General features: G+C 71.8%; 12 protein-coding genes. 9 read left to right on the forward strand and 3 right to left on the reverse strand.

The window, feature by feature from the left end; translation table 11 throughout:
- Window positions 1-321: 321 nt before the first annotated feature.
- From DN771_RS18640 to DN771_RS18680, 9 genes are all read left to right on the forward strand, one after another.
- Window positions 322-1,206 (forward strand): SAM hydrolase/SAM-dependent halogenase family protein, encoded by an 885-nt coding sequence (locus DN771_RS18640; protein WP_162942120.1) that lies wholly within the window; start codon window positions 322-324, stop codon window positions 1,204-1,206.
- A gap of 235 nt (window positions 1,207-1,441) precedes the next feature.
- Window positions 1,442-2,932 (forward strand): AMP-binding protein, encoded by a 1,491-nt coding sequence (locus DN771_RS18645; protein ID WP_116999072.1) that lies wholly within the window; start codon window positions 1,442-1,444, stop codon window positions 2,930-2,932.
- 279 nt (window positions 2,933-3,211) lie between these two features.
- Window positions 3,212-3,895, forward strand: a complete 684-nt coding sequence (locus tag DN771_RS18650) for a redox-sensing transcriptional repressor Rex (RefSeq protein WP_116999073.1) — start codon at window positions 3,212-3,214, stop codon at window positions 3,893-3,895.
- A gap of 83 nt (window positions 3,896-3,978) precedes the next feature.
- Complete coding sequence (locus DN771_RS18655; protein ID WP_116999074.1) at window positions 3,979-5,235, forward strand: glutamyl-tRNA reductase; 1,257 nt, start codon at window positions 3,979-3,981, stop codon at window positions 5,233-5,235.
- Window positions 5,232-6,134 (forward strand): hydroxymethylbilane synthase, encoded by a 903-nt coding sequence (gene hemC, locus DN771_RS18660; RefSeq protein ID WP_116999075.1) that lies wholly within the window; start codon window positions 5,232-5,234, stop codon window positions 6,132-6,134. Before DN771_RS18655 ends, hemC begins: the two co-directional genes overlap by 4 nt.
- A 25-nt stretch (window positions 6,135-6,159) precedes the next feature.
- On the forward strand, window positions 6,160-6,843 hold the full coding sequence (locus DN771_RS18665; RefSeq protein ID WP_162942121.1) for a uroporphyrinogen-III synthase: 684 nt from the start codon (window positions 6,160-6,162) through the stop codon (window positions 6,841-6,843).
- A 259-nt stretch (window positions 6,844-7,102) separates the two neighbouring features.
- The gene (gene hemB, locus DN771_RS18670) at window positions 7,103-8,089 is read left to right on the forward strand and encodes a porphobilinogen synthase (protein ID WP_116999077.1); all 987 of its coding nucleotides are present in this window, start codon (window positions 7,103-7,105) and stop codon (window positions 8,087-8,089) included.
- 56 nt (window positions 8,090-8,145) lie between these two features.
- On the forward strand, window positions 8,146-9,435 hold the full coding sequence (locus tag DN771_RS18675) for a glutamate-1-semialdehyde 2,1-aminomutase (protein ID WP_420810933.1): 1,290 nt from the start codon (window positions 8,146-8,148) through the stop codon (window positions 9,433-9,435).
- Between the two features lie 90 nt (window positions 9,436-9,525).
- A complete protein-coding gene (locus DN771_RS18680; RefSeq protein ID WP_116999078.1) occupies window positions 9,526-10,173 on the forward strand; it encodes a hypothetical protein in 648 nt (215 codons plus the stop codon).
- A gap of 18 nt (window positions 10,174-10,191) precedes the next feature.
- On the opposite strand, the gene DN771_RS18685 is transcribed toward DN771_RS18680, so the two are convergent.
- Genes DN771_RS18685 through DN771_RS18695 form a run of 3 tightly spaced genes read right to left on the reverse strand, consistent with a single transcriptional unit; the run spans window position 10,192 to window position 12,750 of the window.
- A complete protein-coding gene (locus DN771_RS18685) occupies window positions 10,192-11,049 on the reverse strand; it encodes an alpha/beta fold hydrolase (RefSeq protein WP_116999079.1) in 858 nt (285 codons plus the stop codon).
- A 28-nt stretch (window positions 11,050-11,077) separates the two neighbouring features.
- Window positions 11,078-11,779 carry a lysophospholipid acyltransferase family protein gene (locus DN771_RS18690; protein WP_116999080.1) on the reverse strand — a complete coding sequence of 234 codons (702 nt, stop codon included), beginning with the start codon at window positions 11,777-11,779 and terminating at the stop codon, window positions 11,078-11,080.
- Window positions 11,779-12,750, reverse strand: a complete 972-nt coding sequence (locus tag DN771_RS18695; protein ID WP_116999081.1) for an NAD-dependent epimerase/dehydratase family protein — start codon at window positions 12,748-12,750, stop codon at window positions 11,779-11,781. The genes DN771_RS18690 and DN771_RS18695 overlap by 1 nt, the downstream gene beginning before the upstream one ends.
- Between the last annotated feature and the right edge of the window lie 90 nt (window positions 12,751-12,840).

Raw genomic sequence — 12,840 nt, forward strand, 5'->3', positions numbered from 1 at the left:
GGAGGGTGTCCGGGCCGGAGCACATCGGGGATGTCGGTTTCCACGCGCCGGCCCGGACGGCCGCTCCGGGAACAGGTCGGCCTTGGTTTATGAATTACGTCACTGTTTTTCGAACGTGACACTTTTCGCACGACCTTTTCCGACGTAGGATCTCCATCCGTTGAGACGCGCCGGCCGTCATTCATGACAGCGGGCAGCGCCGACGGGGCTGGTGCCATCGGGGGGTTGGCATCAGCCCTCGTCGCGTCCATGGGTCGATCCCTGGACGGCCGGGTTCGCTGCGGCAGCCCGACGAGCGGCGGCCGCCGTAGCCTGCGGGCGATGGGACGTCGCTACGAGACCGTGTCGCTGCTCACCGACTACGGCGTCGCCGACGAGTTCGTCGGGGTCGTCAAGTCGGTGATCCGTGACCTCGCGCCGCACGCCACCCTGCTCGACCTGACCCACGGCATCCGGCCCTACGACGTCCGCGCCGGTTCGCTGGCGCTCGCCCGGGCCATCCCGTACGTCCCCGAGGGGATCGTCGTCGCCGTCGTCGACCCCGGGGTCGGCACGGCGCGGCGCGCCGTCGCGGTCGAGGTGGCCGACGGTGCCGGCGTGCTCGTCGGTCCGGACAACGGCCTGCTGGCGCCGGCGGTGGCGATCACCGGCGGGGCGACCCGGGCGGTCGAGCTGACGAACCTGGAGTACCAGCTCGAGGCGCCGGGCGCCACCTTTGCCGGCCGGGACGTGTTCGCCCCCGCGGCCGCCCATCTCTGCAACGGTGTCGACCTCGCCGAGCTGGGGCCGGCGGTCGATCCGACCTTGCTGATGCCGGGCATGGTCCCCCTCCCGCGCATGGAGAGCGACGGCATCCACGCCGAAGTGCTCTGGGTCGATCGCTTCGGCAACTGCCAGCTCAACATCGGCCCGGACGAACTGGACGAGGGCATCGCGGGCCCGCGGCCCGACACGGTGGCGGTCCGCATCGGCGATCAGCAGCGAGCGGCCCGGCTGGCGACGGCGTTCGCCGAGCTGCCGTCGGGGATGCTCGGTCTCGTCCTCGACAGCCATGGCATGTTGGCCCTCGCCCTCGACCAGCGGTCGGCGGCGGCCGAGCTGTCGCTGGCCCAAGGTGACCCGGTCATCGTCGCGGGCCTCGACGAGCAGGAGACGGGCGCCGCCCTCGGTGGTGTGACCAGTCCGGTCGAGCTGCGCCGGCCGTGACGCGAGTCCCCAGATAACGTCGACACCGTGCGTCCCGCGACCTCGCTCACCATCGTCCTGCTCCTCGCGGTGATCCTGGTTGCCGGCATCATCTCGTTGATGACGATGTAGGGCCCGGCGGGCGGGGTTGCCCGTCCCGAGCCGAAACGGACCGCGTGTACAGTGACCCGCCGATGCGGAGGGGTCATCTCGAATCGGGTCTCGATCCACGGCGGCCGCACGCGGGCGGTGTTCGGTGAACCTGGCGTCGATCATCGACGGTCACCAACCGGATGACGTTGCGATCATCAGCCGGAATCAGTCCACCACGTATCGCGAACTGGTCGAACTGGCCGGACGGGCGAGAGGCGGGCTGAGCCGCCTCGGCGTGCAGCAGGGCGACCGGGTGGCGCTGGTGTGCGCCAACGGTCGGCCCTTCGTCGCCTCCTACCTCGGCATCCTCGGCATCGGCGCCGTCGCCGTACCGCTCAACCCCACCAGTCCGGCGAACGAGCTGCAACGGCAGCTACGCGTCGTCGGGGCGAAGATGGCCATCGTCGACCGGTCGGCGGCGGCATCGTGGGCGGGTGTCGACCGCGCGTCGCTCCCGGCGCTCGAGACCGTCATCTCCGTCGACGGGGCGGGACTGGCCGACGCCGTCGTCGCCGCCGACATGCTGGACACCTCACCGGTCCCCATGGTGGACGTCGCCGACGACCACCTCGCGGTGCTGATGTTCACCAGCGGAACCGCCGGCTCGCCCCGCGCGGCGATGCTCACACACCGCAACCTGCTGTCCAACCTCGAACAGATCGCCACGACGGTCGACCGCGTCGGCGCCCACGACGTCGTGTACGGGGTGGTCCCGCTGTTCCACATCTTCGGGCTCAACGTCGTCCTCGGGATGGGCCTGTACATGGGGGCGACCGTGCTCCTCGTCCAGCGGTTCGATCCCGTCACCGCGCTCGAGTCGATCCGGGCGCGAGGGGTCACCGTCGTTCCGGGCGCGCCGGCGATGTGGCTGGCGTTCAGCCACCTCGACGATGCACCGGCGGATGCCTTCGCCGGTGTCCGGCTGGCGTCGTCGGGGGCGGCCAAGCTCGCCGTCTCGGCGATCGAGCGGATGCGTGAGCGATTCGGCGTCGACATCGGCGAGGGCTACGGGCTCACCGAGGCCTCCCCGGTGGTGACGTCGTCGAGCGGGATCGCCTCCCGCCCCGGGTCGGTGGGTGTCGTGCTCGCCGGGATCGAGATGCGCATCGTCGACGACGAGGGCCACGACGCCCTGGTCGGCGACGCCGGTGAGATCTGGCTGCGCGGTCCGAACGTCTTCGCCGGTTACCTCGACGATCCCGAGGCGACGGCGAGGGTGCTCACCGATGACGGCTGGCTGCGCACCGGCGACATCGGCTACTGCGACGACGACGGATACGTGTACCTCGTCGATCGGGCGAAGGACCTCGTCATCGTCTCGGGATTCAACGTGTTCCCGGCCGAGGTCGAAGAGGTCCTGGCCGAGGCCCCGGGCGTCGTCGACGTCGGCGTGGTCGGGATCCCGCACCCGCACACCGGCGAGGCGGTCAAGGCCTTCGTCGTGCTCGCGGAGGGCGCCGAGCTCGACGAGGAGGCGCTCATCGACTACGTGGGCGACCACCTGGCCCGCTACAAGGTGCCCTCGAAGATCCTCGTGGTCGACGAGCTCCCCCGCAACGCCAACGGCAAACTCCTGCGATCATCCCTGGTGTAGTTTCGTCCTCGGCGGCATCGCTTCGCTCGCCGCCTGCGGCGAGTTTGATCGAGCTCGCTTCGCTCGCACGAAGAGTTGAAAGAGGCGGCGGCGCAGCAAGCTGCGCTGATCGCCGCATCGAGGGGGAATCCCCCTCGAGCACCCCCGACGGAGTCGGATCGTGGAACGGGGACCGACCGGGTCCGGCCACCGCCCGGCGATGAGCGGCGCCCTGAGGGCGAGGACGAACGATGGGCCGGCTTGTGAACGCATGCACGAGCGGAATAGCGTGAGGCTCTGATGGCTATGTCGAGCGGACGCCGGATCCCCGAAGCGACCGTCGCCCGGCTACCCGAGTATCTGCGGTTACTGACCGAGACGCTCGACGCGGGCATCTCCAACGTGTCGTCCGACGAGCTGGCCGACATGGCCGGCGTCAACGCCGCCAAGGTGCGCAAGGACCTCAGCTATCTCGGCACCTACGGAGTGCGCGGCGTCGGCTATGAGGTCGAGTACCTCATCTACCAGGTACGGCGTGAACTGGGCCTCGACCACGACTGGCCCGTCGTCATCGTCGGCGCGGGCAATCTCGGCCAGGCGTTGGCCGGCTACGGCGGCTTCCGGTCCCGCGGCTACCCCGTCGCCGGCATCGTCGACATCGATCCGGCCAAGGTGGGCACGATGCTCGGCGACATCGAGGTGCGCAGCGTCGACGAGCTCGGCGACATCGTGGCGTCGGGGGCGGTGTCGATCGGCGTGGTCGCCACGTCGGCGATCTCGGCACAGGATGCCGCCGACAAGCTGGTGGCGGCCGGGGTGACGAGCATCTTGAACTTCGCGCCCGTGCTGCTCAACGTCCCGCCCACCGTGACGGTGCGCAAGGTCGACCTCGCCGTCGAGCTGCAGATCCTCAGCTACTACGAGCAGCGGCGCGCCGAGCCGCCCGCATCCCATCACGCCCGGCGCAGCGGAACCGCCTCGTGACCGGGTCGTCCGGCGTTCGCAGCCGCCGCGCCGGGCTCCGGGCTATGAGCCACCAGCACCCCCGCTTGTAGGCTAGTCGCCGCATGTCCATCATCGTCGTTGGCGTCAATCATCGGAGTGCGCCCCTCGCCGTGCTCGAGCGGTTGGCCATCGCGCCCGACGAGCAGGCCAAGGCCGTCACCGGACTGGTCCAGCGCGACAACATCCGCGAGGTGGCGCTGCTGTCCACGTGCGGCCGGACAGAGATCTATCTCGTCGCCGAGCGCTTTCATGGCGCCTACGCCGATGCCACCGAGTTCCTCGCCGACATCGGCTCGCTGGCGGTCGACGATCTCAGCCCCTACCTGTTCACCCAGCACGAGGACGGTGCGGCGACTCACCTGTTCGAGGTTGCAGCCGGCCTCGACTCGGCGGTCATCGGCGAGAGCGAGATCCTCGGGCAGGTTCGATCGGCCTGGAAGGTCGCCCAGGGCAACGGGGGGGTGCGGTCGACGCTCGACCTGCTGTTCCGCCGGGCCCTGCGGGTGGGCAAGCGGGCGCGGACCGAGACGGCGATCGGACGCGGCACGGCGTCGATCAGCCATGCCGCCGTCGAGATGGCCACCGAGCGCTTGGGGTCGCTCGACGGTCGACGCGTGCTCGTCGTCGGCGCCGGAGAGATGGGACGCGGCGTCGCCACCGCCCTGCACCACGCCGGTGCCGGCAGCATCGTCGTCGCCAACCGCACACCGTCGCGCGGGGCCGCCCTCGCCGAGCGTGTCGGGGGGACCCTGATCGGCTTCGACGGGCTGGACGATGCCTTCGCGTCGGCCGACGTCGCCGTCACGTGCGCCTCCGGCGACACCATCGTCACCCCCGAGCTTCTCGCCCGGCGGACGGACGCGCCCGCACGACCGTTGCTCGTCGTCGACATCGCCGTGCCCCGCAACGTCGACCACGCGGTGTCGACGCTCGATGGCGTCACCCTCCTCGATCTCGACGATCTGCGGGACTGGGCGCAGCGGGGCCTCCAGACACGGGCAGCCGACGCCGACCGTGTGCGTGGGATCGTGGCCGACGAGCTCGAGCAGTTCCTCGTCGAGTCCACGGCGCGGCTCGCCGCCCCGCTCGTCGCTCGGCTTCACGAGCGGGCCGAGCAGATCCGCGAAGCCGAGTTGCGGCGCTACGCCAATCGTCTCGGCGACCTCGACGAGGCCGGCCGGGCTGCGGTCGACGCGCTCACCAAGGCCATCGTCGCCAAGCTGCTGCACTCGCCGTCGGTGCGACTCCGCAACGACGCCGGTACCCCGCAGGGCCAACGCAACGCGGCAGCCGTCAGCGACCTGTTCGAACTGGAGTGAGCGGCGCACCGCTGCGGCTGGCCACCCGAGGCAGCCCGCAGGCGTCCACCCAAGCCGCGGCTGTCGCCGACGCGATCACTGCGGCCACCGGCCGGCCGGTCGAGCTGGTCATCGTCGAGACGACCGGTGACCGGCGCTCGACCGTCCCGCTGCACACGATCGGCGGGCAGGGTGTGTTCACCAAGGAGATCCAGCTCGCCGTGCTCGAGGGACGAGCCGATGCTGCGGTGCACTCGGCCAAGGACCTGCCCACGACGACGCCCGACGCCCTGACCGTCGGCGCGTTCTGCGCGCGCCGCGATCCGTCCGACGCGCTCATCGGCAACCGCTTCGACGAGCTGCCGGCGGGCGCGACCGTCGCCACAGGTTCCGTTCGCCGGCGCGCCCAATTGGCGTCGGCACGCCCGGACCTCGGCTTCGTCGAGCTGCGCGGCAACATCGCCCGCCGGCTCGAGCAGATCCCCGACGGTGGGGCCATCGTCATGGCCGTCGCCGCCCTCGAAGTGCTCGGCATGACCGACCGGATCGCCGAGCGGCTGCCGATCGATCGGTTCGTGCCGGCCGTCGGCCAGGGCTGCGTGGCCGTCGAATGCCGGGCCGACGACGATGCCGCGCTCGCCGCCCTCGGCGTGGTGGACGACGTGACGACCCGGCACGCCGTCGAGGTCGAGCGGGCCTACCTCGCCGAGCTCGGATCCGGGTGCTCGTTGCCGGTGGCGGCCCACGTGACCGACGTTGGCCTGCACGTCTTCCTCGCCGCCACCGACATCATCACCCCCGGCGAGACGCCGGTGGTGTTCCGCGAGACCCTCACCATGAGCGGCGTCGTCGACGACGACCTCGAGCTCGCCCGGACGGCGGCCGACCGCGCCCGGCAGGCGGTCGGCTGGTCGGGGTGATCGGGCGACGGCGATGAGGATCGCCGTGACCAGCGCGGAGCGGGGCGCCGTGTTCGACCGACTCGTCGCCCTCGGCCACGACGTCATCCACGTCCCGCTGATCGCCATCGGCCCTCCCGCCGACGACGGCGCCGCCCTCCGGGGCGCGCTCGGCCGGCTCGGCGAGTTCCGGTGGCTCGTCGTCACCTCGACCAACGGCGCGCGGGCCGTCGGGGCGGCCGCGCTCCAGCACGGCCGCCTTCGCCTGGCCGCCGTCGGCGCCCGGACCGCTCAGGTGTTGGCGGACGTCGCCGGTCGTCCGGTCGATCTGGTGCCGGAGGTCGAGCGGGCCGAGGGGTTGCTCGCAGCCTGGCCGGCCGATGAGCGCGGGCCGGCGCTCCTCGCGCTCGCCGACCGAGCCGCCCCGACGCTCGCCGACGGATTGCGGTCCAGGGGCGTGACGGTGGAGGTGGTCGACGCGTACCGCACGACGCTTCGCACACCCGCCTCCGACGAGATCGAGGCGCTCGCCGCCTCCGACGCCGTCCTCCTCGCCAGCGGGTCGGCGGCCGAATCGCTGGCCGCGCTGCCGATCGCAGGCGGCGAACGGCGCATCGTGGTGATCGGCCCGTCGACGGCAGCCGCCGCCGAGCGCCTCGGCCTCGCCGTCGACGCGATCGCCGCGTCGCCCCACACCGACGACGTCGTCGCCGCCCTCGCCGCTGGATAGGGCCCCGCACTCTCCCGCGAGTCTGACGGGATGTGCCAGGGGGTCTGCGGAGAGGGCATCTCGTTGTCGGTGAGGCGGTGGGTGACGTGGGGACACCTCAGGTGCGGACGGGAGGGTACATACCCCACCGAAGCGTGGTATTTACCCTCCGGTTGGGACGGCGACCAGCGGACGGCCCTGCGCCTCGTACGCCCTTTCCGCTGGAGAGTGCCCAGGCACGTCCCGTCAGGTCGGCGCGGAGTCCGTAGCCTGGCTGGCGATGAGCTATCCGATCACCCGGCTGCGGCGGCTGCGCCGCACGCCTGCCCTGCGGGACCTCGTCGCCGAGACGTCGGTGCGCCCCGCCGATCTCGTCGCCCCGCTCTTCGTGCGCGAGGGCATCAGCGACCCGCTCCCGATCGAGTCGCTGCCCGGCGTGGTGCAGCACACCCGCGACAGCCTCCGTGCCGAGGTCGCCGAGCTGGCCGAGCTCGGCGTGCGCAGCGTGATCCTCTTCGGCGTCCCCGCCCACAAGGACGCCGTGGGAAGCGGCGCGTTCGATCCCAAGGGGATCGTGCAGCTGGCGCTCACCGACCTGCGCTCCGACGTCGGCGACGACGTCGTGGTGATGGCCGACCTGTGCGTGGACGAGTACACCGACCACGGGCACTGCGGTGTGCTCGACGAGTCGGGCACCGTCGACAACGACGCCACGCTCGAGATTTACGGCAAGGCCGCCGTGGCCCAGGCCGACGCCGGCGCCCAGATCGTGGCGCCGAGCGGGATGATGGACGGCCAGGTGGCCCACATCAGAGGTCAGCTCGACGACGCCGGATTCACCGACGTGGCGATCATGGCCTACGCAGCCAAGTACGCGAGCGGCCTCTACGGCCCGTTCCGCGACGCCGTGGACGTGACGATCGCTGGAGGCGGCGACCGCAAGGGCTACCAGCAGGACTTCCGCAACGGCCGTGAGGCCCTCGCCGAGATCGAGGCCGACCTCGCCGAAGGCGCCGACATCGTGATGATCAAGCCGGCCGTGACCTACCTCGACCTGATCCACGCCACGCGGGCCCGGGTCAACGTGCCGCTGGCCGCCTATCACGTGAGCGGGGAGTATGCGATGATCAAGGCGGCGGCGGCCAACGGCTGGATCGATCACGACACCGTGACGCTCGAGCAGCTGACGGCCGTGAAGCGCGCCGGGGCCGACATCATCCTCACCTACTTCGCCCGCTGGTTCGGTGAACTGGCCCGGTCGGCGTGAGCAGCATCTCGTTCTGCGACCCGGTGGCGTGCCCTGCCGCCGGTTGCGACCCCGTGGTGTGCACCGGCCGGGGCGTGCCGTCGAACACCGAGCTGTTCCGGCGCTCCACCGACGTGATTCCCGGTGGGGTGAACTCGTCGATCCGTGCCTTCCGGGCCGTCGGCGGCGAACCGTACGTCGTCGCCCGGGCCGAAGGCCCCTACGTGTGGGACGTCGAGGGCCGCCGGTACATCGACCTCGTCCAGAGCTACGGCGCCGTCATCCTCGGGCATGCCCACCCGGCCATCACGGCGGCGATCACAGCGGCGGCGGTCGACGGCACCTCGTACGGCGCTCCGACGCCGCGCGAGATGAAGCTGGCGACGACGATCTCGGAACGGGTGTCCAGCTGCGAGCAGGTGCGGCTGATGAACTCGGGCACCGAGGCCACGAGCACGGCGGTGCGGCTCGCCCGCGGCTTCACCGGTCGGGACCGCGTGGTGATCTTCCACGGCAACTTCCACGGTGCCACCGACGCCCTGCTCGCCGCGGGCGGCAGCGGCGTGGCGACGCTCGGCCTTCCGGGCACCGCCGGGGTCCCGTCGGGCGCCGTCGCCGAGACGATGGTCGTGCCGTACAACCAGGTGCCCACGCTCGACGAGTCGGTCGCGGCAGTCATCGTCGAGCCCATCGCTGCCAACATGGGCGTCGTCGCCCCGGCGGCCGGGTTCCTCGACGGGCTGCGGGCCGAGTGCGACCGCGTCGGTGCGCTGCTCGTCTTCGACGAGGTGATCACCGGGTTCCGCGTCGACACCGGCGGGGCGCAGGCCAAGTACGACGTCACCCCGGACCTCACGACGTTCGGCAAGGTGATCGGCGGCGGGCTGCCGATCGGCGCCGTCGGTGGACGGCGAGAGGTGATGCAGACGCTGTCGCCGCTCGGACCCGTCTTCCACGCCGGCACGTTGGCCGGCAACCCGATCGCCACCGCCGCCGGACTCGCCGCGCTGGGCGAGCTCACCCCCGACGTCTACATGGAACTGTTGGCCCGCTCGCACCGTCTCGCCGCGCTGCTGCGGGACGCCTGCGCGGCGGCCGGCTTTCCGGCCCGCTTCCCGGTCGTCGGCACGCTCGTCGGCATCGTGTGCGGCGACGGGCCCGACCCGGTCGACTTCGAGAGCGCCAAGCGCACCGACGAGGCGGCGTACGGCGCGTTCTTCCGGGCGATGCTGGCCGAAGGGGTGGCGCTGGCGCCCGGTGCCTACGAGGCGGTGTTCGTCGGCCTCGGGCACACCGACGAGGTCCTCGCCGACATCGCCGCGGCCGCCGAGCGCGCCGCTCACCGCGCCGTCACAGAGCTCGCCTGAGCTCCGAGCGATCCGCGGGTCGCCGGTCGCGACGTCGGCCGGCGGGCCTGCCCCCGCCGGCCGGGGTGCGGCCAGTACGCTCGAACAGCGATGCGGCAGCTTCTCTCGTGGCGGTTCCTCGCGGCCGTCGTCGCCGTCGGGGTCCTCGCCCTGGGCGCGGTGCTCCTGCAGTCCGGGCAGTCGGGATTCTCCGGACTGGACGGTCAGGAAGGCGTCGAGACCCGCCGCATCGACACCGTCTCGCTCGTCACGGCGTTCCAGCAGGAGAACTTCGCAATGACCGAGCACGGGAGAGTGAGCGGTCGCCTCGGGCTCAACATCCTCGTCGACGGTGAACCCCGACTGGTCGAGGTCTTCCCCGGCACCCCGGGCGTCGTCGAGTGCGAGCAGCTCGTCGAGTACGGGTGCGCGGTCCTCGTCCAGGCCCTCGGTGACACCATCGTCTGGTTCGCCCTGGTCCCGATCGATCCGTTGGAACCCAACCGCTTCCAACTCCCGGCGATCGTCGACCTGCAGGGCGGCTACGCCCACCTCGACAACGGCTGGGAACTGCCCTACGCCAGGGCGATCGACCGGTCCTGCGATCCCGGCGTCGCCAGCTTCACCGAGTTCCTCGACAAGCACGAGGGCGACTTCCGGTCCGTGTACGACCTGCGCGAGCAGGCGATCGTGGCGGTCACCGACTGCGGCGATCGCACGGGCTCGGTGCCGGTCGACACCACCGGCGCCACGTCCTGACGCCGACGGCTCCGGTCGTCAGCCCGCGGCAGCGGCAGCGGGCTCGGCGTCGACGAGCGTGGACCGGTAGGCCGTCTCGGCGCGCGACAAGAAGTCGCCCAGCACGCGGTTGAAGGTGGACGCGTGCTCGATCATCAGCCCGTGCGCGGCGCCGCTGATGACGACGAGTTCGGCGGTGGGAATGCGCTCCACCAGCTCCTCGCTGTCACCGCGCGGCGTGAGGATGTCCTGGTTGCCGACGATGACCAGCGTCGGCGCCGTGATCTTCCCGAGGTGCTCGACGAGCGAGTCGTCGGCCGCGTTGATCGCCGCGACCTGCGCGGCGAAGGCGTGGCTCGGCCGGCCGAGACCGAGGGGCCCGAGCCAACCGAGCAGCGGGACGACCCGCCGGAACGAGCGCGGCCCGATCATCCAGCGGGCGGCCTGACCGGCCATGCGGCCGAGACCCTCCCGTTGCGCCTGATCGGCCCAGTCGCCGAGCAGTTCGGTGCGCCACGGCTGATTGCGACATGCCGTGCAGGCCAGGGTGAGCGACCGGATCCGGTGCGGGTGGAGCACGGCGAGCACCTGCGTGATCGCACCGCCCATCGAGGCGCCGACGACGTGGGCCTGCTCGACACCGACGTCGTCGAGCACGGCGATGGCATCGCTCGCCATCTGCTCGAGGCGGTACTCACCGTGGGGCTTGTCGCTGCGGCCGGCGCCGCGGTTGTCGAGAGCGATGACGCAGTAGCGCCTCGAGAGCGCCAGCCGCTGCAGGTCCCACCCGTGCTTGTCCATGCCGAGGCCCTGGATCATCAGCACCGGAGGCGCCGAGCGGCGCCCGGTCACCTCGTAGTGGATGCGGCATCCGTCCTCGGTTCTCACGAACGCCATGACGCCTCCCGCCAGTCGGTGGTGGGCATCAGCGGCCCCCGCTCAGGCCGAGGGGAATCCAATCCAGCGGCGTTCCCGTGCGAGGCGCCGCTGACGAGTCGAGCAGCTCACCGAGGGCGGCCTCGAGGCGGTCGGCCAGCTCGAGCTCGGCGAACGGGCCGCGTCGGCGTCGAGGTGGTCTGACGGCGTCGGCCACCTCGATGCGGGCGCTGCGCCCGATGGGCGAGACCGACACGGCCGCAGGGAACACGGGGGTGGACGTGCGCACGGCGGCGCCGATCACCCGGTGGTCGATCTCACCGACCTTGCCCGGATCGAAGACACCCGCAGCGCCCACCACCAGAAGCTGGCCGTCGCGGAGAGCGGAAGCCACCTCGTCGGGGCGGTCGAGGAGTCCGCCGAGACGTCGGGCCAGGGCTCCGACGGGGGCGGTGTCGGGCCGGCCGACGAAGCGCACGGGCCGGCCGACCTCGTGTCCGAGCGCCAGGGCGGCGATCCACGGCGTGAGCATGAAGTGGCGGGCGTTGACCACGACGAGCCCCGGGCCCTCGGCCGGGAGGCGCTCCTGGCCGCCGACGGCGACGTTCCAGCGCAGGCGCAGCAGACCTCCGGCGATCCGCGCCAGGGTGGCGTCGCGTCCCCAGTCGTCCACGTCCCACGTGGTGACCGCCGTCGCGCTGGCCGCGGCCGACGCCACCTTCTGCACCGGCAGCGAGATCACCTGCGCCATCACGCCACCCGCTTCCGGGCGGGGATGCGGATGACCGACGGCCAGTGGTAGAGGTCGTCGATCACCTCGACCGTGGTGCGTTCCGAGGAGAAGCCGAGCAGTTCCCGCATCCGCCCGTTGTTGGCCAGCCGGCCCCGGTGGAGGATCTCGAGCACGTGATCGGGGATCGGCGCGCCGAGCAGCTCGCTCGCCCTCTTGGCGATGCTCCACTCGGGTCCGACGAGGGGGACGGGGAAGCGGCCGCCCCGGCGGAGGGCCTGGAGCGCCGTGATGGCGCCGTTGGCCGTCACGTTCACGGCCCCGTCGAGCTGGCGGCGGGCCGCGGCGACGAACGCCCGGGCGCTCTCGACGTCCTCGACGACGGAGAACGGCGGGTCGGCCAGCAGGCTGAACGGCACCGCGGGCATGCGCAGGAGGCGACCCAGCGGGCTCGGCACATGGGGGCCGAGCACGTTCCCGAGCCGCACCAGGGCGACCGGCACGCCGATGCGACGCCCGATGTCACGGGCGGTCTCCTCGACCCGGGCCAGCGTGTGACCGAACTCGCACGTCGGGTCGATCGGCGCCGACTCGTCGGGGCGGGTGGCGCTACCGCGGGCCCGGCCGTACACCTCGATGCCGCTGCGGACGACGATCGACTCGAGCGCCCGGCATTCGGCGACCGCTCCGAGCATCGAGATGCCCGCCTGGTCGGTGAGCTCACGGGCCGTGCGCGGCGCGACACGGCTGAACGGCTCCCAGACCGACAGATGGACGGCGACGTGCGGGTTGAAGGCGCTGATCAGCGACACGACGCGGTCGTGGTCGCGAGGCGAGGCGAGGTGGATCTGGGCCCGGTCGAGTCGGCGTCGGGGCGGGTCGGTGTCGATGCCGAGCAGCTCGTCGACCCACGGTTCGGCCTCGAGCACCTCCGCCACGCGCGAGCCGAGGTCGCCGCCCATCCCGCTGACGAGCACCCGCTTGCCGGACATTCCTCAGACCGTACCCATTTCGCCCCGTTCACCCCGCTACTTTCCGTCGCCGCACGATCAACGCGCGGATGGAATCGGTCGCGAGACGAT

Source organism: Desertimonas flava, from assembly GCF_003426815.1.
Classification (GTDB): domain Bacteria; phylum Actinomycetota; class Acidimicrobiia; order Acidimicrobiales; family Ilumatobacteraceae; genus Desertimonas; species Desertimonas flava.